The 23,131-nt window shown below is 68.0% G+C and carries 23 protein-coding genes; 19 read left to right on the top strand and 4 right to left on the bottom strand.

The features are described from left to right. The first annotated feature begins 82 nt into the window (after positions 1-82). The 6 genes from AC0662_RS27055 (at position 83) to AC0662_RS27030 (ending at position 6,987) form a co-directional block, all read left to right on the top strand. Entirely contained in the window at positions 83-1,327 is a 1,245-nt protein-coding gene (locus AC0662_RS27055; RefSeq protein ID WP_478304102.1) for a polysaccharide pyruvyl transferase family protein, read from the top strand. Continuing rightward, a complete protein-coding gene (locus tag AC0662_RS27050) occupies positions 1,327-2,313 on the top strand; it encodes an ABC transporter permease (RefSeq protein ID WP_478304100.1) in 987 nt (328 codons plus the stop codon). Before AC0662_RS27055 ends, AC0662_RS27050 begins: the two co-directional genes overlap by 1 nt. Next, positions 2,310-3,260, top strand: coding sequence for a carbohydrate ABC transporter permease (locus AC0662_RS27045; protein WP_478304097.1), 951 nt, complete (start codon positions 2,310-2,312; stop codon positions 3,258-3,260). Before AC0662_RS27050 ends, AC0662_RS27045 begins: the two co-directional genes overlap by 4 nt. Positions 3,261-3,296: 36 nt before the next feature. Beyond that, complete coding sequence (locus tag AC0662_RS27040) at positions 3,297-4,925, top strand: extracellular solute-binding protein (RefSeq protein WP_478304095.1); 1,629 nt, start codon at positions 3,297-3,299, stop codon at positions 4,923-4,925. Then, positions 4,922-6,001, top strand: a complete 1,080-nt coding sequence (locus AC0662_RS27035) for an alginate lyase family protein (protein ID WP_478304093.1) — start codon at positions 4,922-4,924, stop codon at positions 5,999-6,001. The genes AC0662_RS27040 and AC0662_RS27035 overlap by 4 nt, the downstream gene beginning before the upstream one ends. 95 nt (positions 6,002-6,096) lie before the next feature. Further along, on the top strand, positions 6,097-6,987 hold the full coding sequence (locus AC0662_RS27030) for a hypothetical protein (RefSeq protein WP_478304091.1): 891 nt from the start codon (positions 6,097-6,099) through the stop codon (positions 6,985-6,987). Here the strand turns inward: AC0662_RS27030 and AC0662_RS27025 are convergent, their stop codons facing one another. Further along, the gene (locus AC0662_RS27025) at positions 6,988-7,773 is read right to left on the bottom strand and encodes a hypothetical protein (RefSeq protein ID WP_478304089.1); all 786 of its coding nucleotides are present in this window, start codon (positions 7,771-7,773) and stop codon (positions 6,988-6,990) included. A gap of 288 nt (positions 7,774-8,061) precedes the next feature. On the opposite strand from AC0662_RS27025, the gene AC0662_RS27020 reads away from it, so the two are divergent. Then, positions 8,062-9,009, top strand: coding sequence for an aldo/keto reductase (locus AC0662_RS27020; RefSeq protein WP_478304087.1), 948 nt, complete (start codon positions 8,062-8,064; stop codon positions 9,007-9,009). Here the strand turns inward: AC0662_RS27020 and AC0662_RS27015 are convergent. Beyond that, on the bottom strand, positions 9,006-9,536 hold the full coding sequence (locus tag AC0662_RS27015) for a hypothetical protein (protein ID WP_452202377.1): 531 nt from the start codon (positions 9,534-9,536) through the stop codon (positions 9,006-9,008). The genes AC0662_RS27020 and AC0662_RS27015 overlap by 4 nt on opposite strands. A gap of 91 nt (positions 9,537-9,627) precedes the next feature. Beyond that, complete coding sequence (gene pepN / locus AC0662_RS27010) at positions 9,628-12,198, bottom strand: aminopeptidase N (RefSeq protein WP_478304085.1); 2,571 nt, start codon at positions 12,196-12,198, stop codon at positions 9,628-9,630. Positions 12,199-12,309: 111 nt separating this feature from the next. Between pepN and AC0662_RS27005 the strand changes: the two genes are divergently transcribed. The 10 genes from AC0662_RS27005 to AC0662_RS26960 all read left to right on the top strand — a co-directional run bounded on the left by AC0662_RS27005 (position 12,310) and on the right by AC0662_RS26960 (position 20,018). Continuing rightward, a complete protein-coding gene (locus tag AC0662_RS27005; RefSeq protein ID WP_452202381.1) occupies positions 12,310-12,924 on the top strand; it encodes a mycothiol-dependent nitroreductase Rv2466c family protein in 615 nt (204 codons plus the stop codon). 81 nt (positions 12,925-13,005) lie between these two features. Continuing rightward, the gene (locus AC0662_RS27000; protein ID WP_478304083.1) at positions 13,006-14,046 is read left to right on the top strand and encodes a hypothetical protein; all 1,041 of its coding nucleotides are present in this window, start codon (positions 13,006-13,008) and stop codon (positions 14,044-14,046) included. A 10-nt stretch (positions 14,047-14,056) separates the two neighbouring features. After that, the gene (locus AC0662_RS26995) at positions 14,057-14,524 is read left to right on the top strand and encodes a ribose-5-phosphate isomerase (RefSeq protein ID WP_452202384.1); all 468 of its coding nucleotides are present in this window, start codon (positions 14,057-14,059) and stop codon (positions 14,522-14,524) included. A 195-nt stretch (positions 14,525-14,719) separates the two neighbouring features. Next, positions 14,720-15,547, top strand: a complete 828-nt coding sequence (locus tag AC0662_RS26990; protein ID WP_478304080.1) for an Fpg/Nei family DNA glycosylase — start codon at positions 14,720-14,722, stop codon at positions 15,545-15,547. A gap of 63 nt (positions 15,548-15,610) precedes the next feature. Further along, entirely contained in the window at positions 15,611-16,705 is a 1,095-nt protein-coding gene (locus AC0662_RS26985) for a PP2C family protein-serine/threonine phosphatase (protein WP_478304078.1), read from the top strand. Positions 16,706-16,777: 72 nt separating this feature from the next. Continuing rightward, a complete protein-coding gene (locus AC0662_RS26980) occupies positions 16,778-17,239 on the top strand; it encodes a hypothetical protein (RefSeq protein WP_478304076.1) in 462 nt (153 codons plus the stop codon). Between the two features lie 47 nt (positions 17,240-17,286). After that, positions 17,287-17,721, top strand: coding sequence for an SRPBCC domain-containing protein (locus tag AC0662_RS26975; protein ID WP_478304074.1), 435 nt, complete (start codon positions 17,287-17,289; stop codon positions 17,719-17,721). An 84-nt stretch (positions 17,722-17,805) separates the two neighbouring features. Next, positions 17,806-18,246, top strand: a complete 441-nt coding sequence (locus AC0662_RS26970) for a nitroreductase family deazaflavin-dependent oxidoreductase (RefSeq protein WP_478304072.1) — start codon at positions 17,806-17,808, stop codon at positions 18,244-18,246. A gap of 189 nt (positions 18,247-18,435) precedes the next feature. Continuing rightward, positions 18,436-19,167 carry a CDP-alcohol phosphatidyltransferase family protein gene (locus AC0662_RS26965; protein WP_478304070.1) on the top strand — a complete coding sequence of 244 codons (732 nt, stop codon included), beginning with the start codon at positions 18,436-18,438 and terminating at the stop codon, positions 19,165-19,167. Continuing rightward, complete coding sequence (locus tag AC0662_RS26960; protein ID WP_478304069.1) at positions 19,167-20,018, top strand: DMT family protein; 852 nt, start codon at positions 19,167-19,169, stop codon at positions 20,016-20,018. Before AC0662_RS26965 ends, AC0662_RS26960 begins: the two co-directional genes overlap by 1 nt. Here AC0662_RS26960 and AC0662_RS26955 read toward each other — a convergent pair. Beyond that, a complete protein-coding gene (locus AC0662_RS26955) occupies positions 20,015-21,166 on the bottom strand; it encodes an AAA family ATPase (RefSeq protein ID WP_478304067.1) in 1,152 nt (383 codons plus the stop codon). The two genes, AC0662_RS26960 and AC0662_RS26955, sit on opposite strands and share 4 nt — an antisense overlap. A gap of 87 nt (positions 21,167-21,253) precedes the next feature. On the opposite strand from AC0662_RS26955, the gene AC0662_RS26950 reads away from it, so the two are divergent. Further along, entirely contained in the window at positions 21,254-22,195 is a 942-nt protein-coding gene (locus AC0662_RS26950; protein WP_478304065.1) for an NAD-dependent epimerase/dehydratase family protein, read from the top strand. Next, the gene (locus tag AC0662_RS26945) at positions 22,195-23,112 is read left to right on the top strand and encodes an RNA polymerase sigma-70 factor (RefSeq protein WP_478304221.1); all 918 of its coding nucleotides are present in this window, start codon (positions 22,195-22,197) and stop codon (positions 23,110-23,112) included. Before AC0662_RS26950 ends, AC0662_RS26945 begins: the two co-directional genes overlap by 1 nt. The last annotated feature ends 19 nt before the right edge of the window (positions 23,113-23,131 follow it).

Below are 23,131 nucleotides of genomic sequence, written 5' to 3'. Positions count from 1 at the left end.
GAATCACGGGCATGATGCTCGCCGTAGCCCCGAATCGACCGTAAGCCCACCGCATCCGGACTGGGCTGGACAGGGAATTCCTATGGTTCACGTCGTTCTCGTCTCCGGCTGGCAGACCGTCAACATCGGCGACGTCGCCCATACGCCGGGCGCGCTCCGAGCCTTTCAGCGCTACGCGCCGGAAGTGAAGCTGACGCTGTGGGCCCGCAGCATCGACGAGACCGTACGGCAGATGCTCCGCCGCTACTTCCCGGACGTCGAGATCGTCGAGGACCGGGTCGTGCCCGGCGAGCCGCTCAGCCCGGAGCTGGACCGGTTGTTTGCCGAAGGCGACCTTTTGGTCCACGGGTCGGGGCCATCGCTCGTTGCCAAGGTGGAGGTCGCCGAATGGCATCGACGGACCGGAAAGCCGCATGGCATTTTCGGGGTGACAGTCGATCCGCTCCGGCCGTACGGATCGACGCTGGCGCGGGCGGCGAGCATGGTCAGCGCGATCGATGGTGACCTGCTCACCGAGCTCGAGCGCGAGGTGCTCGACACGGCCGGGTTCGTCTACTGCCGGGACTCGCTGACCGAGCGGTTCCTGGCCGGCCAGGGCCTCGGAGCGCCCACGATCGCGTTCGGTCCGGACGCCACCGTGATGTTCGACGTGGTCGACGACAGCGACGGCGAGGCGGTTCTCGCGGAGTACGGGTTGAAGCCCGGACGCTTCCTGTGCGTCGTACCGCGGCTGCGTTTCACGCCGTACCACCAGATCCGGAACTACCCACCCGCGGCCGAGGACGTTCGCCGGACGGCCTACAACGCGGGCTATCTGAAGTCCGACCTGGACGTTCTGCGGCAGACCGTGATCGGCTGGGTGCGAGCCACGGGCGAGCCGGCGCTCGTCGTGCCGGAGATGAGCTACGCGATGGAAGTCGCCGAGGCCGAGTTCGCGGGGACCTTCCCTGCCGACGTGGCCGACCTGGTCCACATCCTGCCGCGGTTCTGGGACCTGACCGAGGCTGCCGCGGTGTACCGGCGGGCCGGCGCGGTCGTGAGCATGGAGTGCCACTCACCTCTGATCGCCTTGGCGGAAGGCATTCCGTCGATCTACCTGCGGCAGCCGACCGACACGATCAAGGGCCAGATGTACAACGATCTCGGCCTGCCGCTGATCGAGCTGGGACCTGGGGCCGACGCTGCGGCCGGGCAACTCCTGCAGAAGATCGTCGACGACCGGTTGGCCGCGGCCGAACGCGCCCACGAGACGCGGGACGGCGCGCAGGAGCGCGTGCGGGGGATGGTCGAGGCCGCCATCGCAGCGGTCGGCAGCAGGATCCGCTGATGTCGTCGGGGATCAAGGTGCGGCCTGGGGTCGGCGCCGATCCTGGTGCGCCTGCCGCCCGCGAGACTCGCCTCCGCGGGCAGCTCGCGGCCCGGTGGCACCGGGACCGGGTGCTGCTCGTGCTCGCGGTGCCGGGAGTGATCGTCCTGGTGGTGTTCCACTACCTGCCGCTGCTCGGCAACGTGATCGCCTTCCAGGACTACCAGCCGTTCCTCGGCATCAGCGGATCGGATTTCGTTGGCCTGAGCAACTTTTCGGTGATCTTCGACGGCGACCCGGAGTTCCTGAACGCGCTCGTGAACACCTTGATCATCACGATGGTCCAGGTGCTGTTCGTGTTCCCGGTGCCGATCGCGCTGGCTCTGGTCCTCAACTCGATGCTGAACGAACGAGCCAAGAGGCTGACGCAGTCGATCCTCTACCTGCCGCACTTCCTGTCCTGGGTCATCGTCGTGGCGTTGTTCCAGCAGATGTTCGGGAACGGCGGAATGCTGAACGAGTGGCTGCGCTCCGCGGACCTGGGAACCTTCCACATCATCGGCGTACCGGAGCTGTTCAAGCTGCTGATCACGTCGCAGGTGATCTGGAAGGACACCGGATGGTCGACCATCATCTTCCTGGCCGCGCTGTCCAAGGTCGACCTGAACCTGTACGAGGCGGCGGCGATCGACCGGGCCGGCCCGCTTCGGCAGCTGTGGCACGTCACGCTGCCCGCGATCCGGCCGGTGATCGTACTGCTGCTGATCCTGCGGCTGGGTGATTCGCTCACGGTCGGTTTCGAGCAGATCCTCCTGCAGCAGGGGCCGGTCGGCGCGCAGGCTTCCGAAGTGCTCGACACCTACGTCTACAACAACGGGATCATCGGCGGGAACTGGGGTGTCTCGGCCGCGGTCGGCTTGGTGAAGGGCGTCGTCGGCGTGGTTCTGGTACTCGGGGCGAACCGGCTCGCCCATGCCATGGGGGAGCGGGGGGTGTACTCGAAATGACCGGACTGCTGGAGACCACCGCTGAACGCCGGGCTCGGCGCAACCGTCAAACGGCGTCGGACGAGCGGCCTGCCTGGATGGGGCGGCAGCCGCGCTGGGCGACCGCGGCGCGCGGTGGACTGCTGACCGTCGCCTGCCTCGCGGTGATCGTCCCGTTCGTCGCCGTCGTGATGACGAGTCTGGCGCCGCAACGCGACATCAGCGCGCGCGGTGGACTTGTCCTCTTCACCAGCGAGCCGTCGCTCGCGGCGTACCGGGCCGTTCTGTCGGGAGGAGTGGTGACGCGGGCCCTCACCGTGTCGGTCGTGGTCACCGCTGTGGGCACTGTCCTGTCGCTGGCCTGCACCATCATGCTCGCGTACGCCCTGTCGCGGCCGGGATCGCTGTTGCACAAGCCCATCCTGCTGATGACACTGTTCACCCTCTTGTTCAATCCGAGCATGATCCCGATGTACCTGATCGTCAAGCAGCTCGGCCTGATCGACAACCTGGCGGCGTTGATCCTGCCGGTGGTGGTCAACGCCTTCAACGTGATCGTGATGCGGTCCTTCTTCCTCGAGCTGCCCGGTGAGCTGACCGAGTCGGCGAAGATCGACGGGGCCGGCGAACTCCGGATCCTCACCTTCATCGTCCTGCCGCTGTCGAAGGCCGTCGTGGCGGTGGTCGGCTTGTTCTACGCCGTCGCCTACTGGAATGCGTTCTTCTCCGCCCTGCTCTACCTGCCGTCGCCCGAGAAATGGCCGCTGCAGCTTGTCCTGCGGACGTTCGTCGTGAACCAGACGCCGCTCGGTACGGACGAGCTCTCGGCGTCGACCGAGTCGCTGCCGCCCCAGGCATCGATCCAGATGGCGATTCTCGTCATGTCCGTCATCCCGATCCTGATCATCTACCCGTTCATCCAGAAGCACTTCAGCAAGGGACTCCTGATCGGCGCCGTCAAAGGCTGATCGACCGGACGCCCGCCATGAGGAGGGACCGTAACCATGGATGCGTTTTCGCGCCGTACGTTGCTCAAAGGGCTGTCCGCGGCAGCCGTCGCCGGTGCCGCCGGATCAGCTCTCGGCTGCTCCGCCAAGACGACGACGGGAACCTCCGGCCGAATCGGAGCGGACGTTCTCCCGACGTTCGCCCAGGCCGGGAACGCCGAACCCGCGCTGAAGAGCGCAAGCCCGCTCGGGATGAGCGGGTACTTCGAGTACCCGCAGAATCCCGTCGCGGCGGTCAGTAAGCCCCCGTTGTCGGGTGGCCAGATCTCCGCACTCACCTACACCTTCGACCCGGTGGCGCCCGGCAAGTCCGACAATCCGCTGTGGCAGGAGGTCGACAAGCGACTTGGTGGAAAGCTCGATATCACCTACGCGCCGGCGGCTGACTACGCTCAGCGGTTCGCGACGACCGTGGCCGGCGGGGATCTGCCCGACCTGGTGTCGATCTACGGTTCGGTGCAGCAGTTGCCGGCGTTGCTGAAGGCAAAGTTCACCGACTTGACCGAGTACTTGTCGGGCGATGCCGTCAAGGACTACCCGAACCTGGCGGGTCTGTCCACCGACTCGTGGCGCAAGACCGTGTACGGCAACGCCCTGTGGGGAGTACCGATCGCCCGGGTACCGATCCCGTCGGTCGCCTGGATCCGCGCCGACCTCGTCGCCGGTACCGGACTGCCCGCGCAGCCCAAGGACATCGGAGAGTTCAAGGCCCTGCTGAAAGGCCTGACCAACGAGCGCAAGTCCCGCTGGGCCTGCGGCGATCCGGGCAGCACCCTGACCATGATCGCGGCCTCCCTGGGCATCCCCGGCAGCTGGATCGAGGACGGCGGGAAGTTCCGCTCCAACATCGAACTCGAGGCGTACGAGAAGGCGCTGGCCGACACCCGCGAGCTCGCCGACGCCGGCGTCTTCCATCCGGACGGCCTGGTCGCGTCCAACAACCAACGCAACGACTGGTTCACCAACGGCACCACGCCGATCGTGTTCGGCGGGTACGCCGGCTGGAGCAAGTACGAGATGTGGGGAGCCGAGGTACCGGGCTTCAAGCTCGGGTCTCTTCCGATGTTCGGCTACGACGCGGCGAGCAAGCCCGTCCATCCTCGGGGGAGTGCGGCTCAGGCATTCACCGCTGTCACCAAGGCCGAGCCGGACCGGGTCCGCGAGGTGCTCCGGGTACTCGATTGGCTCGCCGCGCCGTTCGGATCTTCCGAGTACCTGCTGCGCAACTTCGGCATCGAGGGCCAGACGTTCAAGTTCGAGGGCAGCGACCCGATCATGAACTCGCGCGGTCAGAATCTGCGCCTGGTGCCGTTCGGGTACGTCAGCGGACCGACCCTGGCCATCTACGATCCGGGCCGGCGCGATGTCGCCCAGGCCCGCTTCGACTACCAGGAAGCCGCTCTGCCGATTCTCGCCCCTGATCCGACCCAGGGCCTGTACTCCGAGACCGATGCGGCCAAGGGGCTGCAGCTGGGCAAGGACCTGACCGATGCGCGGAACGGCATCTTGGCCGGACGCGCACCCGTATCGAGCTGGAAGGCAGCCGTGACCAAGTGGCGCAACGGCGGAGGCGACAAGATCCGGGCCGAGTATCAACAGGCCTTCTCGGAGGCGGGACCCAAGTGAGCCGTCAACTGGTGGCCCGGGCCGACGAGTTCCTGGCCGGTCGGCCGTATTCCATCATCGACCGGGAGCCGTCGGAGTGGACCGGAGACGCCCACGACTACTACTCGGTCGGCAACTACTCCTGGCCGAATCCGGAGACAGCCGACGGTCTGCCGTACATCAGGGTCGACGGCCGGCGGAACCCGGACGCGTGGAGCGATCGCTACGACAAACGGCGGTTCCGGCAGACGGTCGCGGCCGTCAACACCCTGGTGCAAGCCCACGTCCGTACCGGCGAGGCACGCTACGCCGACGCCGCGGTCGAACGTCTCGAACGCTGGTTCCTGGACCCGGCGACCGCGATGCGCCCCAACTTCGCTCACGCTGCCGCGCTGCCCGGTAGCCACGACGGTGCGGCGATCGGGCAGATCGAGGCGACGCTCCTGACCGACCTCGTGGATCACGTCGACCTGCTGGTGAAGGCCGGACGATTCACCGAGCGTCTCCCGCTCCTGCAGGACTGGTTCGCGGAGCTGACCCACTGGATGCGGTCGAGCGAGCTCGGCCGCCAGGAAGAACTGATGCCCAACAACCACGGAGTCTGGTGGGACGCGCAGGTACTGCGCTATCTGCAGTTCGTGGATGATCGGAGCGCGCTCACCAAGATCCTCGATCGGTTCGACATCCGGCTGCGCCACATCGCCGTCGGCGGCGGGCTCCCGAGAGAACTGGCTCGTCCCGACTCGTTGCTCTACACCATCTACTGTCTACGAGCCTTCGCCGTCTGCTGTCGAGTCGCGGCTGCTGAAGGCCGCGACCTCTGGAACGCGCCCGCCGAACCCGGCTTCGGCAGTCTCCGCGACGCGTTCCACTTCTGGGCCGGAAACGCCAACGACGACCGTCGGTGGATCTGGCCCCGGCAGCCCTCAGACCTCGACCGAACCGCTCTCTGGCTCGCCGACGAAGCCGCCGCCGTCTACCGGACCCCGAGCCTCAAAGCGTTCGCAGAAACCCTGCGAAGGCAAGACCTGCCCGCCCCCGAGATCCCGTCAACCGCAGCCATGGAACGAAGCATTTCCCCTACAAGCAAGGGATGACACAGATGCAAATCTCCGCCCCCAGTCGACTTGCTCGAAAGACGATGGCTCTCGCCGTGGCGTTGGCCCTGAGCGCCTCGGTGGGTTTCGCCGCAGTGACGAACTCACGAACCGCCAGCGCGGCAGATACCGCGGTGCCCAGCTACTCGGCGGGTATCGCGGGTGCGAGCTGGACGATCGAGAACGCCAGTGCCTGCAGTCCGACGTTGGGTGCCGGCGGCAACCTCCGGGAGGGCACCGGCTGGTTTCCTGGCAAGTGTCAGGGAGCGGCGCAGGCACCCCAGATCACCGGGACCTCGGACGCGCGGGCGTTGACGTTCCGCACGGACAAGGACTTCAGGTACGAAGGCGCCATCGTTGAGGACGCCGCCAAGAACACCTGGAAGGACGCTGCTGGAAACACCCTCCGGGACCGCTCGGAGCTGGCGACGGGGTGGGACCTGCCGTTCCACACCGACGTGTGGGTCGGGTTCGACGTTCGCATCCCCGCGGGCGTCGACGACGTGACGGGCAGCGGGGCGTACGTGCTGCAGCTGTGGCAGTGCAGAGCGAACCCGATCGGCGGCGTGCGCATCCAGTCCGGTGCCGGCAACGGGCACAATGTCCAGTTCGTGCGCCGTGGCGAGGAGCCGGGCAAGGACTACAACACGGCGCTGGCGACCAGGAGCGTCGGGACCGACGAGTGGCATTCCTTCGTCATCAAGTACCGGGTGGAGCCCTACCACGACGGCGCTCCGAAGGGGAGTATCGCGGTGTACCACAAGCGAGTGGGAGCGACCACCGTTGAGGAGAAGGTCTTCGAGCAGGATGAGTACTTCGGCTACGCGACGCGTTCCACCTGCAAGGACGACTCCTTCAAGAACGAGTTCAGGATCAAGTTCGGCATGTACAAGGACTACCAGCCGGGCGCGACGTTCCGTTCCGACTTCCGGAACGTGAGGATCGGCGGCAGCAAGGCGGCGGTGCAGCCCTACAACCGCGGCTGATCAGTTGGCTGGGCCGGCGGCTGGCTCGTAGGTTGGGCAAGCTGGGCTTGGGTGCGCGCGTTGGGTGCGCGGGTCCAGGCACAGGTTGAGCATCTGCTCCGAGGACGTGCCGGGGCCGAGGTACACGACCCAGGTGTCGGTGACCGGTGACAGCGAGCTGTTCCGCAGGCCGGGGTACTGACCGTTGACGAGCATCGCCTTCGCCGGGATCCCGGCGCGGGTGATGGCCGTCGCGCTGGCCTTGGCTGCCTCGGCCGCGTCGAGACCGACGTCGGTCGGGTACTTGTCCAGCACTGCGATCCACTGACCGCGCTTGAACACCGGTGAGGTCAGCCCAGTGTTGACCTGAGGCGGCGTGGTCGTGCCAGTCGTCGGCACGGTCTTGGGCGCTGCCTTCGGGGCGGTCTTGGGCGCCGTCGCGGAGGACGGCGGGCTGCGGTCCGCCTTGGTCGCGCTGCCGCTCGCACTCGCGGTCGGTGCGGTCGGTGCGGTCGGTGCGGCCGGTGCGGCCGGTGCGGCCGGTGCGGCCGGTGCGGCCGGTGCGGCCGCGCCGCTGTCCGTCCCCGAACCCATCCCCAGTCCGTCGTCCGGCGACTGCGCGGACGTCCCACGCGTCAGGATGAACGCGAACACCGCGACCAGTGCGGCCCCGGCGACCACCGCCGCGCCGATGGCGCTGTGCGAACGCTGTGCCCGCCGTGGCTTGGCGGCGCTGCGTCTGGCGCTGGTCTTCTGTTGTCTCCGGGCAGCCCGGGCGGGCGGCTTCCGGTGATCGACAGGTGTCACGGCAAGGACCCCTCCCCAGATCACCCCTGATGGTCAGGTCGCTGCAGCTTAGACCGAACCGCTCGGTAAGTGAGCATCTCTCAGGTGGCAAGAATCTCTTTCCCTGCAAGGGAATCGCGCACCGCACACAGTCCCTCACGATGCGCCGACGAACAATCGTTTGACTCTTACAGAACGAGGTTGGACGACTGCGGATCCGCAATGTCTTGACCTAGACAGCGCTCGAGTTGATTGGCTGCCGGCATGCGTTATCTGACGATAGGCAGTGACCCCGCGCGGCAGCGTCGGGTGAGCCAGATCGCCCTCGGGGCGATGCTGATGGGGACGGCGACCGACGAGTCGACGTCGTTCGCGATCCTGGACCGGTACGTCGAGGCCGGCGGGACGTTCGTGGACACGGCGAACAACTACGCGTTCTGGGTGAACGGCACCCAGGGCGGCGAGAGCGAGCGACTGCTCGGCCGCTGGCTGCGGAGCCGCGGCCTGGGGGACGAGCTCACGATCGCGACCAAGGTAGGCGGCCGGCCGCCGCGCCCCGCGAAGCAGCTGAGCGAGGACCTGGAGGGCCTGTCGACGCAGGTCATCAAGGAGTCCTTGGCTCGCAGCCTGGAGAATCTCGGCCGCGACCACGTTGACGTGTACTACGCCCACGTCCCGGATCCCGCCGTACCGCTGGAGGAGCAGGTCGAGGCGTTCGGGTCGCATGTCGCGGAGGGGACTGTCGGTCTGGTCGGGCTGAGCAACTACTGGAGCTGGCAGATCGAGCGCTTCCGGACGCTGGCCGCTGCGGCAGGGTTGCCGGGGTGTGAGGTGCTGCAACACCACCACACGTACTTCCGGGCCAGAACCGACCAGGGTGGGCTCCGCTCGCGCGACGGTGCCATCGGGGTGGCCGACGGACAGTTGCTCAGCTATCTACGTGCTGAGTCGAGCATGACGCTGGTCGCGTACTCACCACTCCTCAGCGGCGGCTATGTCCGAGCCGACAAGCCCCTGGACGAGTCGTACGACCACGCCGGTACTAGAGCTCGCCAGCTCGCGCTGAACGACGTAGTACGCGAGACCGGCGCCACCGCGAACCAGGTGGTCCTGGCATGGCTGATGGGCGGCGACATCCCAATCATCCCGCTGGTAGGCGCGTCCTCAGTCGCCCAACTCAACGAAACCCTCGCAGCCACCGACCTGCACCTAACCCCCGACCAACGCCACCGCCTAGACGCCGCCGGCCACAACTAAGTGCCTGACGGGATGCCGTCGTAGTTTGCTTGGGGGCGGGTGTCGAGGGCGTCTTCTAGCCAGGTGTCGATGTCGACGTCGCCGGTGAGGATGTGGGTGACGTACGCCGCGCGCTCGTGGCTGAGGATTTCTAGTTCCCAGATGCAGGGAGCGGCGCCGAGCGGGGCCGGGCGGAGGTCGTCGACGTCCATGCCGCTGAAGATGCTCAGGCGGGAGTGGAAGTCTCGCGCCCAGCTCTGCACCACCAGGTGGATGGCGTCCTCGCCGAGGTGCAGTACGACGACTCCGAGGCCGACCGAGCCCATCGCGTCGTCGAACTCGAGCTGACGGGTCGCCGTACCGCGGGCGATGTCGACCATCTGGTCGTCCCACTGCCGGCCGCGCGCGGTCACGACGTACGGCTTCACCAGACGGTTGGTGTACCGCCACGGCATCAGCGGCGTGACGGGGCGGGGTCGGTACGCCTCTGCGAGTCCGGTCAGCGCAACAGCTGCCGCACCGGCCAAGGCGGGATCAGAGGCGGGCACCGACCCAGTCTTACCGCACGATGAGGTCGAAAAGCGACACTGCCGGCCTCAGATGAGACCGGCAGTGCCGGAGCGCTTGTCAGAGCGCTTGTCAGACGATGTCCGTCGCCTGCGCGGCGATCGCGCGGGTCAGGTCGGCCTGGGCCTCGGTGACGTACCGGAGCGTCGGCGCGTCGACCGACGACGACTCGGCGGCCAGCCAGCCGGTGAGCGCGTCCAGCGCGCCCTGGTCGGCCAGGTGCCGCGGGGACAGGTACACCAGCACGTTCTCGCCCATCGACGAGCCGAGCCGCGTGTACACGTCCTTGGCGGCGCTGAGGTACTTGTCGACGTACGGCCGCAGCAGGTCTTCCTGACCGGGCTGCTGGAAGCCGAGGATGGTCCGGAACTGGGTCTCGTTCGGGGTGTCCTCGGACTCCACCGCGATCCGCCAGGCCTCTTCCTTCGCCTCGACGGTCGGCCGGGCCGCACGGGCCTGGGCGGCCCGCTCCTGCCCGGTGATCGTGGTGTCGCGGGTCAGCTCGTCGTCGATCTCGTCCGCACCGATCCGGCCGAGGCGGGCCAGCGCCACGATCAGCGTCCAGCGCAGGTCGGTGTCGACGACCAGGCCCTCCGGCAGGTCGCGACCGTCGAGCCATCCGGCGATCCGGTCAGCGCCCTCGGTGGAGAACACCGCCGAGCTGTAGGCCCGGACGAACGCCAGCTGGTGGTCGCTGCCCGCCTTCGCCTCGGCGACCAGCCCGGCCAGCGCCTCCTCGAACCGTGCCCGCAGAGCGGCCCGGTTCTGCGGAGCGGCGTACTGGTTGATCGCGTTGCTTGCCTGCGCGAGCAGCGAGCGGACACCGGTCAGGTCGGTCTCGGCCCGGATGCCGCGCAGCACGATGCCGACGTACTGGCTGGCCGGCATCTCGGCGTCGCGGGTCATGTCCCACGTGGAGCCCCACGCGAGCGCCCTGGGCAGCGACTCGGTGAACTGGTCGATCGACTCCACCAGCGTCGCCCGGGACCGCTCGTCCATCCGGATCTTCGCGTAGGTGAGGTCGTCGTCGTTCAGCAGCACCAGGTCCGGCTGGGTCGCGCCGGTCAGCTCAGGCAGCTCGGTGCGCGGCCCGTCGATGTCCACCTCGAACCGCTCGGTGCGGACCAGGCCGGAGTCGGTACGCCGGTACAGGCCGACCGCGAGCCGGTGCGGGCGCAGTACCGGGAACTTCTCGGTGGCGGTCTGCTCGATCGCGAACGACGTGAACGCGCCCTGGTCGTCGACCGCGAAGTCGGCGCGCAGCGTGTTCACCCCGGCGGTCCGCAGCCAGCGCTCGGTCCAGTCGTCCAGGTCGCGCCCGGACGCCTTCTCCAGCGGCTTCAGCAGGTCGGTGAGCTCGGTGTTCCCGAACGCGTGGTCGTGGAAGTACTCCTTCAGCGCGGTGATGAAGGTGTCCTCACCGACGAACGCGACCAGCTGCCGCAGCGTCGAGGCGCCCTTGGCGTAGGTGATGCCGTCGAAGTTCACCTCGACCGCATGGAAGTCGATCATGTCGGCCGCGATCGGGTGTGTCGACGGCAGCTGGTCCTGCCGGTACGCCCAGTTCTTCCGGGCGTTGCAGAACGTCGTCCACGCGTCGGAGTACTTCGTCGTCGCGACCACCTGCGCCCAGTGGCTGGCCCACTCGGCGAACGACTCGTTCAGCCACAGGTCGTCCCACCAGGTCATCGTGACCAGGTCGCCGAACCACATGTGCGCCAGCTCGTGCAGCACGGTGTTGGCGCGCGCTTCCATCTCCGCGTGCGTCGTCCGGCTGCGGAACAGGTACTCGTCGCGGAGCGTCACGCAGCCCGCGTTCTCCATCGCACCCATGTTGTACTCCGGCACGAAGGCCTGGTCGTACTTGTGGAACGGGTACGGCGTACCGAACGCTTCCTCGAACAGCGCGAAGCCCTGCTTGGTGACCTCGAACAGGTCGTCGACGTCCAGCGCACCCTTCAGCGACGGACGGCACAGCAGCGACAGCGGGTACGTCCCGTGCGGACCCTCGTACACGTCGGTGACGACGTGGTACGGACCGGCGACCACAGCGGTGATGTACGTCGAGATGCGCTCGGTCGGCGGGAACTCCCAGCGGGCCAGCTCCTCGCCGCTCTCACCCTGGTACGGCGTGGGCTCGGGCGTCGGGGCGTTCGAGATCACGACCCAGCGGGCCGGTGCGGACACGGTGAAGGTGAAGACGGCCTTCAGGTCGGGCTGCTCGAAGGTGGTGAACACCCGCCGGGCGTCCGGCACCTCGAACTGGGTGTAGAGGTACGTCTCCTTGTCGGCCGGGTCGACCGAGCGGTGCAGCCCTTCACCGGTCCGCGAGTACAGGCAGTCGGCCACCACGGTCAGCTCGTTACGCTCCGCCAGCCCGTCGAGCTGGATCCGGGCGCCGTCGTACACGGTGTCCGGGTCGAGGGCGACGCCGTTCAGGGTCACCTCGCGGACCTTCTCCGCGATCAGGTCGGCGAACGTGCTCGCGCCGGCCTCGGCGGCGAACGTGATGGTGGTCACCGACGGGTACGTCGGGGCTCCGGTCGGGGCGTTGGCCAGGTCGAGCTCGATCGCGTAACTCACGTCACTGACCACGCCCGCCCGGGAACGCGCCTCGTCGCGCGTCAGGTTGGTTCCAGGCATGTCGGCATCCTATGCACCTGGCTCACACGTTGGATGCGGGTTTCCCCCCGACATTGGGTAAGGGATACCGAGTCGGTATAACCATTCCTTCAACTTTGTATGATGGTGAATATGACTGCCTCCGCAGATTTCTGGTTCGACCCGGCCTGCCCCTGGGCCTGGATGACGTCCCGCTGGATGCTCGAGGTCGAGCAGGTCCGGGATGTGAAGACGACCTGGCACGTGATGAGCCTCGCCGTCCTGAACGACGGCCGTGACGAGCTGAACGACAAGTACAAGAGTTTCCTGACCAACGCCTGGGGTCCGGTCCGCGTGCTGATCGCGGCCGAGCAGGCGCACGGCAACGAGGTCCTGCTGCCGCTCTACACCGCGCTCGGCCAGCGGATCCACGTCGGCGGCCGGGGGATCGGCGACGGCAAGGGTGACGTCGTCAAGGAGGCGCTCGCCGAGGTCGGGCTGCCGGCGGCGCTGATCGAGGCGGCCGACACCGACCGGTACGACGACGCGCTGAAGAAGTCGCACCACGCCGGGATGGACCAGGTCGGCATGGAGGTCGGTACGCCGGTGATCTCGGTCGAGGGCACCGCGTTCTTCGGCCCGGTCGTGACGCCGGCCCCGAAGGGTGAGGCGGCCGGCAAGCTGTGGGACGGCGTCCGCCTGGTCGCGGGGACCGAGGGTTTCTTTGAGATCAAGCGCACCCGCGACCGGGGTCCGATCTTCGACTGACGATTCAGGGGTTGTCCTGGAGCCCTCCGGCCGGTGAAAGTTGCTCACTCAGGATTCCGTCCAGTGGTGAGTAGGTTCCAGATGACCTTGCGTGATGAGCTGCCAGCAGTCGGTGACCTCGTAGTGCCGGACGGGCTGACAGCCGGTCTGGCTGTCTTCGACCGTCAGACCGGGCAGTTCGTCCAGCAACTCGACGCGGATCGGGCGTTCCGGTCGGCGTCGGTGGTGAAGCTGCTGCTGGTGCTCGACTTCTTGTGGGACCGCGGACCGGAGTACGACGTACCGGCCGCGGACCGCGAGCGGCTCGAGGTGATGCTGCGCAGCAGTGACGACGACGCGGCGAGCTACTACTGGGAAGAGCTCGGCGGTGCGGCCCTCGTGGACCGCATGGTCGAGCGGCTCGGTCTGACCCACACAGCGGGCCCGCCGGTCACGCACCCAGGCTTCTGGGGGTACGTCGCGATTACCGCGGCCGACACGGTGCGGATCTACCGTTACGTGCTGGACCGGGCTCCGCGGCCGGTCCGCGAGTACGTGATGGATCTACTGCACCGGCCGACCCGCTACGGCACGGACGGCTTCGATCAGTACTTCGGCATCGCGTCGGTGTTCGACCCGGACTTCAGCCTCAAGCAGGGCTGGTCCGGGTTCCACGGGTCCAGCGGCTACCAGTCCGATCGCGCGAAGCCGTCCTCCGCGCTGGACCTGGTCAGTGACGCACTGCATACGACTGGAACCGTCGGAGTCGACGACCGGACGATCGTTGCCGTTTTCACGCTGCACCCGAGCGGAACGCAGTACGGGAAGGCGTACACGGACGTGACGCGGTTGACGCGGACGCTGACCGTGCCGGGTGCGGTGCGGAGCGCCGGCAGCTGGGTGATCACCACAGGGGAGGGTGTGCGGGTGCGGACAGCGCCCAACACGTCCGGTGGGATCCTGGGGCACCTGCCGTCCGGGGTGGAGGTTCTGGTCAGCGGACAGATGCAGGGCGAGCTGATCGACGTACCGCCGCGGTCCAGTGACTGGTGGGCCTATCTGCCGAAGTACGGCGGCTACGTGACCAACGTGTACGTCGGATCGGGTGCACCCAAGCTCCCGGGCGTCCCGGTGTGTCAGTAGATTGCTCGCCATGCGAGTGCACATCGGCTCCGACCATGCCGGCTTCGAACTCAAGAACCACCTCGTGCAGCACCTGACTGCTGCCGGGCACGACGTCGTGGACCACGGTCCCGCGGTGTACGACGCCGTGGACGACTACCCGCCGTACTGCCTTCGCACCGGACAGGCGGTGGTCGACGAGCCGGGCAGTCTGGGCATCGTGATCGGTGGCTCCGGCAACGGTGAGCAGATCGCCGCCAACAAGGTGAAGGGGGTCCGGGCGGTTCTGGCCTGGAGCACCGACACCGCGCGGCTCGGTCGCGAGCACAACAACGCCAACGTGATCAGCGTGGGCGCCCGGATGCACACCGAGGAGGAGGCAGCCGGTTTCGTCGACACGTTCCTGGCGACCGACTACTCCGGTGAGGAGCGGCACACCCGGCGGATCGAGATGCTGACCGGCTACGAGTCGACCGGCGAGCTCCCGCCGCTGCCCTGACTGTCCTGAGTGCCCTGAGTCTTCTGAGTGCCCTGTTGGTCGCCGTCCGGTGGCGGTAGCACCGGTCGGCGGCCGGCGGGCCGGTGCGGCCGGGAGACGTCGCGAGCCCGCATGCTGCGGCCGACGCCGACCACCGCTGGAGTGGGCGGCCCGCTCCGCCCCTTGGAACCACCTGTCGTCCCCATATGAGGAATCATGCCTGAAGGTCACACCCTGCACCGGTTGGCGAACGACGTCTGGGACGCGTTCGGCGGCCGGCCGGTCCGGGCGTCCAGCCCACAGGGCCGGTTCGCCGAGGGCGCCGCACTGCTCGACGGCCACCTCCTGCGGCAGACCGAGGCGCACGGCAAGCACTTCCTCGCCGACGTCGAGGGCGCGGGCTTCCTGCACATCCACCTCGGGCTGATCGGCAAGATGGACATCAAGCCGGCCCCGGTCCCCGAACCGGTCGGCCAGGTCCGGCTGCGGTTGCAGAACGCGACGGCGTACGCCGATCTGCGCGGGGCGACCGTGTGCGAGGTGATCACCGGCGAGGAACGCGACAAACTGCTCGGCCGGCTCGGCCCGGACCCGTTGCGGGACGACGCCGACCCCGAGCTCGCCTGGAAGCGCATCCACCGCAGCAAACTGCCGATCGGGCAGCTGCTGATGAATCAAGACGTCTTGAGTGGCGTCGGAAACGTGTACAGAGCCGAGGTGTTGTTCCGGGCCAAACTGAACCCGATGACGCCCGGCAACGTGGTGAAGAAGCGCGAGTGGCAGGGCATGTGGGACGACCTGCTCGAGCTGATGAAGTACGGCGTGGAGACCGGCCGGATCGACACCGTCGCCGACGACCACACCCCGGAGGCGATGGGCCGTGACCCACGCCAGGACGACCATGGCGGTGAGGTCTACGTCTACCGGCGGCAGGGGCAGCGCTGCTATGTGTGCCAATCGGTGATCCGGACCAAGATCCTGGCCGGCCGGAACCTGTTCTGGTGTCCTAAATGCCAGCGAACCGGCCTCACTCGCAAGGGCTGACGACTCTCAGTCGTGTTGCGAATTGATGCGTCAATGGAGAGGTGCCGTTATCTTCTTCACACCATGAGAAAGAGCGGCGGTGTCGCGCTGGCACGACGCATCGGCCGCCGGGTCGAGGCGCTGGGCCGGCGCGCCCGCAAGTCGCACCGGGTCGCGTTCGTCGCACTCGCCATGGTGCAGGTGGTCATCGCCATCGCGAGCGATACGTGGATGACATTGGTGCCGGCGTCCTTCCTGATCATCCCGCTGGTGGTCGGCGGCGTCCTGCTGCGGTTCGGCGAGCTCGTCGCGCTGACCGGGATCACCACGGCGCTCGGCCTGTACGTCGTGGTGTCCCGCGGACCGACACTGCCCCGGATCGGCTTCGTACTGGTGATCGCGATCGTCGGCTGGATCATGATCGCGAGCGCGAAGGTGCGCAGCCGACTCGGTGTGGCCGGCACGCGCAGCGAGTCGATGCTGATGGAGTTGCGGGACACGCTGACCGCGCAGGGCGAGTTGCCCAAACTGCCGCCCGGTTGGCGGGTGGAGGTGGCGATCCGGTCCGCCGGTGGTTCTTCGTTCTCCGGCGACTTCGTGGTGTCGACGGTGCATGACGACGTACTCGAGGTGGCGCTGGTCGACGTGTCCGGGAAGGGCATCGATGCCGGGACGCGGGCGCTGCTGTTGTCCGGTGCGTTCGGCGGGCTGTTGGGCGTCGTACCGGAGGAGGAGTTCCTGCCGTCGGCGAACCGGTACATCCGGCGTCAGGACTGGGACGACGACTTCGCGACCGTGGTGCATGTCGCGATGGACCTGCACACCGGCGAGTTCGACGTCCGGACGGCCGGGCATCCGCCGGCGATCCAGTTCGACGCGTGGTCGGGGCGGTGGCAGACGCGCGACGCGGACGGGCCGCTGCTCGGGCTGATGGAGGCCGCCGAGTTCGACCCGAACCGTGGCCAGTTGAAGCCCGGGGACGCGCTCTTCCTCTACAGCGACGGCATGGTGGAGACGCCGCGGCGGGACATCGGCCGCGGTACCGACCGCCTCGCCGGCCACGCGGAACGCCTGGTGGCACAGGGTTTCCGGGGCGGCGCCGCCGAACTCGTCGCCGCCGCCGGCGGTCCGGGCGACGACTCGGCCATCGTCATCATCCACCGCATGGCGCACGTCTGACGTATTCGCCGGAGCAGGTGCGTCAGTCCGCGACGCGGTGGTCGCCCTGCTGATGGCGTAGCGTGCTCCGTCGTGACGATCGACGGGCTGGGCGACACCTTCGACGCCGTGGCGGATCGGGCGGCTCCGGACGTGTCGTTCGACGAGCTGGTCGCGATGATGCCGCAGGCGTTGCGGGAGGTGTTCCCGCCGTACCGCTGGCAGCTGGCGAAGTTGTGGGAGCTCGATCTCAAGGTCGAGCCGGTCGAGATCGCCGACCTGGTCTGGATGTTCGACCTGCCGCTGTGGCAGCTGGAGGGCGAGCGCTTCAAGGTCACGCCGCACCAGGTCGCGGAGACGCCGATGAACTTCCGCGCGCACTACCAGCGGGTGATGGACGCGGACCTGGATTTCCCGATCAACCTGGTGGCGTACCGCGGCCGGCTGGTGGTGCTCGACGGTATCCACCGGCTGCTGAAGGCGCACTTCCTGCGCCGCCGCTGGATCGAGGGCACCATCGCCACCGCGACGCAGCTGAAGTCCTGCGCTCCCTGACGACCTCGGGTTGGCTCCAAGAGCCGTCGAGTTGGCAGGATGACCGCATGGACAGCGTGGAACGTGAGGTGTACGTCGAAGCTCGGCCGGAGGTGGTCTGGTCAGCGGTCACGCAACCGGATGTGTTCGCCCAGTGGTACGCGTTCGGTGGTGCGGAGATCGACCTGCGTCCCGGCGGGCGGCTGGTGATGCGATGGGACGAGCACGGTGAGTTCCGCGGCTTCGTAGAGAAGGTGGAGCCGGGCCGCCGGTTCGCCTACCGCTACGCCGTCGAGCCGGGCGTCGACCCCGCACCGGGCAACTCCACGGTGGTCGAGTTCACCCTGACCCCCGAGGCTGAAGGCACCCGCCTACTCGTCGTCGAGTCCGGTTTCGACCGCCTGGACCTCACCCCCGAGCAGCAGTCCGACCACGCCACCCAGTCCACCCACGCCTGGGAAAACGCCCTCACCGCCCTGACCGCCCTCGCCCCAACCCTCTGACTTCCATCGAGGACCACCTACGGTTGGTGAGAAATGACGCGCCGTGGGTGTGGATGGTGATGTGTCACCATTATCATGGGTGATATGACAACGAACAACGACGAGTACGTGCCGAGCACTGCTGACTGGGTCCGCGAGCAGGTGGAGAAGGTCACCGCGGCCGGTACCACCGCCGCGGTGGACATCCAGGGCCTCCGGGTCGTGCTGATGACGATGCGTGGCGCCAAGTCCGGGAAGATTCGCAAGGTGCCGGTGATGCGCGTCGAGCACGACGGCGCGTACGCCGCGGTCGCGTCGCTCGGCGGCGCCCCGAAGAACCCGGTCTGGTACTACAACCTGAAGGCCGACCCGAAGGTCACCGTCCAGGACGGTGAGATCACCAAGGAGTACGTCGCCCGCGAGGTCGACGGCGCCGAGTACGACGAGTGGTGGCAGCGCTCGGTCGACGCCTACCCGTCGTACGCCGAGTACCAGACGAAGACCACCCGGAAGATCCCGCTGTTCGTGCTCGACCCGGTCAAGTAGGCCCTGCGCCCCAGCCGGTCTGTCCGGCTGGGCCACTAAGTCATTGCAAAGATCCGGCGTGGGATGACGGGCGGTGACCGGCCCGGGACCAGGCTTGTGAGACGCTGGCGACGGCTGGGTTCACCGTGATCCGGCCCGGCGCCTGGCGTCGCTTGAGTTCCGGGAGTTGTCCTGACCACACACGACGCGGTGCGGGAACCGTTCGTCGGGTCGACGCGGCTGCGTCTGGCCGGACTTGCACTGCATGCTTATACCGCGAGCGGAACGGTGCTCGCGTTGCTGATCGTGATTGCTGCGATCGACGGTGACGCCGTCCGGGCCCTCTGGCTCGGACTGGCCGCCCTGGTGATCGACGGTACCGACGGGATGCTGGCGCGCCGGCTGCGGGTCAAGGAGACCATCCCGTGGTTCGACGGCGCGATGCTCGACAACATCGTCGACTACCTGACCTACGCGTTCGCCCCGATCGTGCTGCTCTGGACCGGCGGCTACCTGCCGTCCGGTACCTGGGGCGCGGTCCTCGGCGCGCTGCCGTTGCTTGCCTCCAGCTACCAGTTCTGCCGGGTCGACGCGAAGACCGAGGACCACTTCTTCCTCGGCTTCCCCAGCTACTGGAACGTCGTCGCGTTCTACATCGTGATCCTCGGCCTCAGCCCGCTCACCACCGGCGTCCTGCTGGTGCTGTTCTCGGTGCTCGTCTTCATCCCGGTGAAGTACGTGTACCCGTCACGCACCAAGGCGTTCCGCTCGCTGAACCTGCTGACCACCGCGATCTGGCTGGCGTCGTACGCCGTACTGCTCGCGCAGATGCCGAACCCGAACACGATCGTGGTCGTGATCTCGCTCGCCTACCTGGTGTACTACGCCGGGCTCAGCCTGTTCCTCACCTTCTGGGCGCCACGCCGCAAGGTCGACGCCTAGTGGTTCTCGGTCTCGGCGCGGCGCTCGGCGCCGCGGTGCTGTTCGGTGTCGCCGCGATCCTGCAGGCGGTCGGGTCCCGGAAGGTGCCGACGGAGTCGGAGCTGGACCCGCGGCGCCTCGGTGGGTTCATCGCCGCACTGCTGAAGCAGCCCGCGTTCCTCGGTGCGCTGGCGCTGAACCTGGCGGGCTTCGGGTTGCACTTCGTCGCGTTGCGGTTGCTACCGCTGTATCTCGCGCAGGCCGGGATCGCGGTCAGTCTGGTCGTGACTGCGCTGCTCGCGACGCGGTTGATGTCGGACCAGCTCAGCGTGCTCGAGTGGTCCGCGGTCATCGCGGTCTGTGTCGGACTCGGCGTACTCGCGGTCTCGGCCGGAAACGCCGGCGACAGCGCGCAACATCACGGCCTGACCGTCGGCCTCATCGCGGGCCTTGTCGTCATCGCAACCCTGGGCGCGCTCGCGAGCCGATCCCAGCACGGCGTCTCGACCGCCCTGCTCGGCATGCTTGCCGGCCTGGGGTACGCCGGGGTTGCCATCTCGGCGCGGTTGCTCCAGGACGGGTCGCTGGCCGAGCTGGTCCGGAGCCCGACGCTGTACACGCTGCCGATCAGTGGCGCGCTTGCGTTCATCCTCTACTCACTGGCGCTGCAGCGTGGTTCGGTGACGTTGGCAACCACGCCGATGATCGCCCTGCAGACCATCACGCCGGCCGCCGTCGGTGTCTTCGTCCTCGACGATGCCGTCCGCGCGGGTTGGTGGCCGGCCGCAATCATTGGCTTCCTGCTCTCCGCCGCCGGCTCCGTGATCCTCGTCCGCTTCGAAAGCGTGAAGCACGAACCCAGCAGCCGTTAGCGGGTCGGCCACTTCCAGGGTGGCTCGTCGAGGGGGCCCTGATCGGTGATGGTGGTGGCGCCGTGGTCCTTCACCAGTTCGAGGGTGTGGAGGTCGGGGGAGAGGGCCTCGAGCGACGCGATGAAGGGGCGGGCGTGGGTCACCACGATCACCTGGGTCTCTTTCGCCGCCGTGACGACCAGGTTGGCCAGTGCCGGTAGGAGCTCCGGGTGGAGGCTGGTTTCGGGCTCGTTGAGGACCAGAAGGTCTGGCGGGCGTGGCGTGAGCAGAGCGGCGACCCAGAGGAGGTACCTGAGGGTGCCGTCGGACAATTCCGCGCCTGAGAGCGGCCGGAGCAGACCGCGCTGGTGGAAGGCGAGCTCGAAGCGGCCGGACGTGTTGACGACTTCCACCCGGCTGCCGGGGAAGGCGAGCTCGACCGCCTCGTCGAGGGCGCCGCGGGGACCCAGTTCGCGGACGGTCTGGAGTGCGGCGGCCACGTCGGCGCCGTCCGGGGCGAGCACCGCCGTACGGGTGCCGATCTGGACGCGGCGAGCGGGCGCGTCGGCGTCGGTGCGGAAGTGGTCGTAGAAACGCCAGCCGCGCATCCGGTCGCGCACCAGTAACAGCTCCGGCGCGCGCTCGGGATCCGCGAACTCGCTCAGCATGCTGTCGAAGGTCTGCAGCTGATGTCCCGCGCGCTCCCAGTCACCACTGGCGGAACGGATCCGCACCTCGCGGTTGCTGCGCTCGACCAGCGTCGCGGCCGGCCGCAGGAACGGGCCGGACCAGAGAGCCTCCCGCTTGATCTCCGGGTCGAGGTCGAAGGCGGACCCATGCGCGATCGGCAACCCGAGGTCCATCAGATAGCCGTAGTCGTCACCGGCGAACCCCATCCGCAACGTCACCGGACCGGTCCGCCGCGTGCCCTGAGCCGGGCGGCCCTTCCGGACGTGCTCGGGCCCGGCCCACAACGTCGACTGCAGACCGCCTTCGCGCGCCAGCGCCGCTATGGCACCGTTTCGCGAGGCGTCGGCCAGCAACCGGAGCGCACGGTACAGACTCGACTTGCCGGTCCCGTTCGCCCCAGTCACCACGTTCAGCCCGCCGAGCGGCATGACGATCCGCCGCAGGGACCGATAGTTCTCCACCGCCAGCGTCGTCAACACACGACCAAGCTACAGACGCCCCCAGACAATGCGGCGATGTCACAGGTGCGCGCGATATCTCGTCTCGGGGACGACGAAAGGAACGAGATGAGCATGCGAGTGTTCGTGGCTGGTGGTAGCGGTGTGCTGGGTCGGAGGCTGGTGCCGCAGTTGGTGGCTCGCGGTCACCAGGTGACGGCGACCACGACGAGCAAGGGGAAGCTGAACCTGCTCAAAGCGGCCGGCGCCGACGCGGTGGTGATGGACGGACTCGACGGCGCGTCTGTCGGTGAGGCGGTCGCGCTGGCGAAGCCGGACGTGATCGTGCACCAGATGACCGCGATCTCGATGACGCACGCGGGCAAGCCCGACATCAAGCACCCCGACCGCTGGTTCGCTCAGACGAACCGGCTGCGCACCGAGGGGACCGACCACCTGCTCGCCGCCGCCGAGGCGGTCGGTGTGCCGCACTTCGTCGCGCAGGGCTACGCGAGCTGGAACGGCATCCGCGAAGGCGGCTGGGTGAAGACCGAGGAGGACCCGCTCGACCTGCTCGAGGGAACGGCGGCGTACGTCGGTCTGAAGGCCCTGAGCCGGATCGAGGAGCTCGTGGTCAAGACCGGTGGTGCAGTGATGCGGTACGGCGCCTTCTACGGGCCCGGCGCCATCGACGACCAGGTGGAGCTGGTGCGCAAACGCCAGTACCCACTGGTCGGCAAGGGGACTGGTTACAGTTCTTGGGTGCACCTGGACGACGCGGCGAGTGCGACTGTGCTGGCGGTCGAGCAGAAGGTCACCGGCGTGTTCAACATCGTCGACGACGACCCGGCGCCCGCCAGCGACTGGCTGCCGTACCTGGCGAAGTGTGCCGGTGCGAAGCCGCCGATGCGGATCCCGGTGTGGTTGGCGCGCCCGCTGGCGGGGGACCAGGCGGTGGTGATGATGACCGAGGGGCGTGGCTTCTCGAACGCCAAGGCGAAGAAGGAGCTCGGCTGGGAGCTCCGGTACCCGTCGTGGCGGCAGGGCTTCAAAGCTGAGTTGGCGGCGTGATGGTCGAGGAGTTCGAGGAGCTGCGGCCGCTGCTGTTCTCGATCGCCTACCGCATCCTCGGCAGCGTCAGCGAGGCAGAGGACGCCGTACAGGAGACGTGGTTGCGGTACGACGCTTCCGGGACCCGTCCCGTGTCGACGAAGGCCTTCCTGTCAGCAGTGGTGACGCGTATCTCGGTCGACGTACTGCGGTCCGCGCGGCACCGGCGGGAGGAGTACGTCGGGCCGTGGTTCCCGGAGCCGTTGCTCTCGGACCCGTACGAGGACCCGGAGCGCGCGGCCGAGCTCGCCGACTCGGTGTCGATGGCGGCGCTGCTCCTGCTCGAACGGCTGTCCCCGTTGGAGCGGGCGGCGTTCGTGCTGCGGGAAGTGTTCGGTTTCGGCTTCGCTGAGGTCGCCCCCGCGCTGGGACGTTCGGAGGCCGCGTGCCGTCAGCTGGCGACGCGGGCGCGGCGGCACATGGACGACGGGCGCCGGCGGTTCGCGGCGGATCGGCGGGAGCGCGACGAGCTCGCGGTGCGGTTCTTCGACGCTTTCAGAGAAGGTGCTGTCGGCAATCTGATGCAGTTCCTGGCCGCCGACGTACAGCTGGTGGGCGATGCGGGAGGGAAGGCGCCGCAGTGGGGCCGTGGTCTGATCGTCGGCGCGCGGAACGTGGCCGGCATGCTGTCGGCGCTCGCGGAGCCGTTCGCACAGATCGGTGGGGTCGTGGAGCCGCATGAGGTGAACGGACAGCCGGGGGCGATCTTCCGCGACGCGGACGGGCGCGTGGTGAACACGTGGACGCTGGACATCGCCGACGGGCAGATCGTGGCGATCCGTGCGGTGGTGAACCCGGACAAGCTCCGGCACGTCGGTCCGGTCGCCGACGCCTGGTCCGTCGTCCGGGAGACCACCGAGGCACGCCGTACCGTCTAGACAGCAGTGCGGGCGCGCA

Source organism: Kribbella sp. NPDC043289 (genome assembly GCF_056436705.1).
This window is presented reverse-complemented; position numbering and strand designations above follow the sequence as displayed.

Excerpts from the sequence above, each read along its gene's own strand:
- AC0662_RS27045 (WP_478304097.1), top strand. The coding sequence starts at position 2,310 with ATGACCGGACTGCTGGAGACCACCGCTGAACGCCGGGCTCGGCGCAAC.
- AC0662_RS27000 (WP_478304083.1), top strand. The coding sequence starts at position 13,006 with ATGACCTTGCGTGATGAGCTGCCAGCAGTCGGTGACCTCGTAGTGCCG.
- AC0662_RS26975 (WP_478304074.1), top strand. The coding sequence starts at position 17,287 with ATGGACAGCGTGGAACGTGAGGTGTACGTCGAAGCTCGGCCGGAGGTG.
- AC0662_RS26985 (WP_478304078.1), top strand. The coding sequence starts at position 15,611 with ATGAGAAAGAGCGGCGGTGTCGCGCTGGCACGACGCATCGGCCGCCGG.
- AC0662_RS27055 (WP_478304102.1), top strand. The coding sequence starts at position 83 with ATGGTTCACGTCGTTCTCGTCTCCGGCTGGCAGACCGTCAACATCGGC.
- AC0662_RS27005 (WP_452202381.1), top strand. The coding sequence starts at position 12,310 with ATGACTGCCTCCGCAGATTTCTGGTTCGACCCGGCCTGCCCCTGGGCC.
- pepN (WP_478304085.1), bottom strand. The coding sequence starts at position 12,198 with ATGCCTGGAACCAACCTGACGCGCGACGAGGCGCGTTCCCGGGCGGGC.
- AC0662_RS26950 (WP_478304065.1), top strand. The coding sequence starts at position 21,254 with ATGAGCATGCGAGTGTTCGTGGCTGGTGGTAGCGGTGTGCTGGGTCGG.
- AC0662_RS27050 (WP_478304100.1), top strand. The coding sequence starts at position 1,327 with ATGTCGTCGGGGATCAAGGTGCGGCCTGGGGTCGGCGCCGATCCTGGT.
- AC0662_RS27040 (WP_478304095.1), top strand. The coding sequence starts at position 3,297 with ATGGATGCGTTTTCGCGCCGTACGTTGCTCAAAGGGCTGTCCGCGGCA.
- AC0662_RS26990 (WP_478304080.1), top strand. The coding sequence starts at position 14,720 with ATGCCTGAAGGTCACACCCTGCACCGGTTGGCGAACGACGTCTGGGAC.
- AC0662_RS26945 (WP_478304221.1), top strand. The coding sequence starts at position 22,195 with ATGGTCGAGGAGTTCGAGGAGCTGCGGCCGCTGCTGTTCTCGATCGCC.
- AC0662_RS26995 (WP_452202384.1), top strand. The coding sequence starts at position 14,057 with ATGCGAGTGCACATCGGCTCCGACCATGCCGGCTTCGAACTCAAGAAC.
- AC0662_RS26970 (WP_478304072.1), top strand. The coding sequence starts at position 17,806 with ATGACAACGAACAACGACGAGTACGTGCCGAGCACTGCTGACTGGGTC.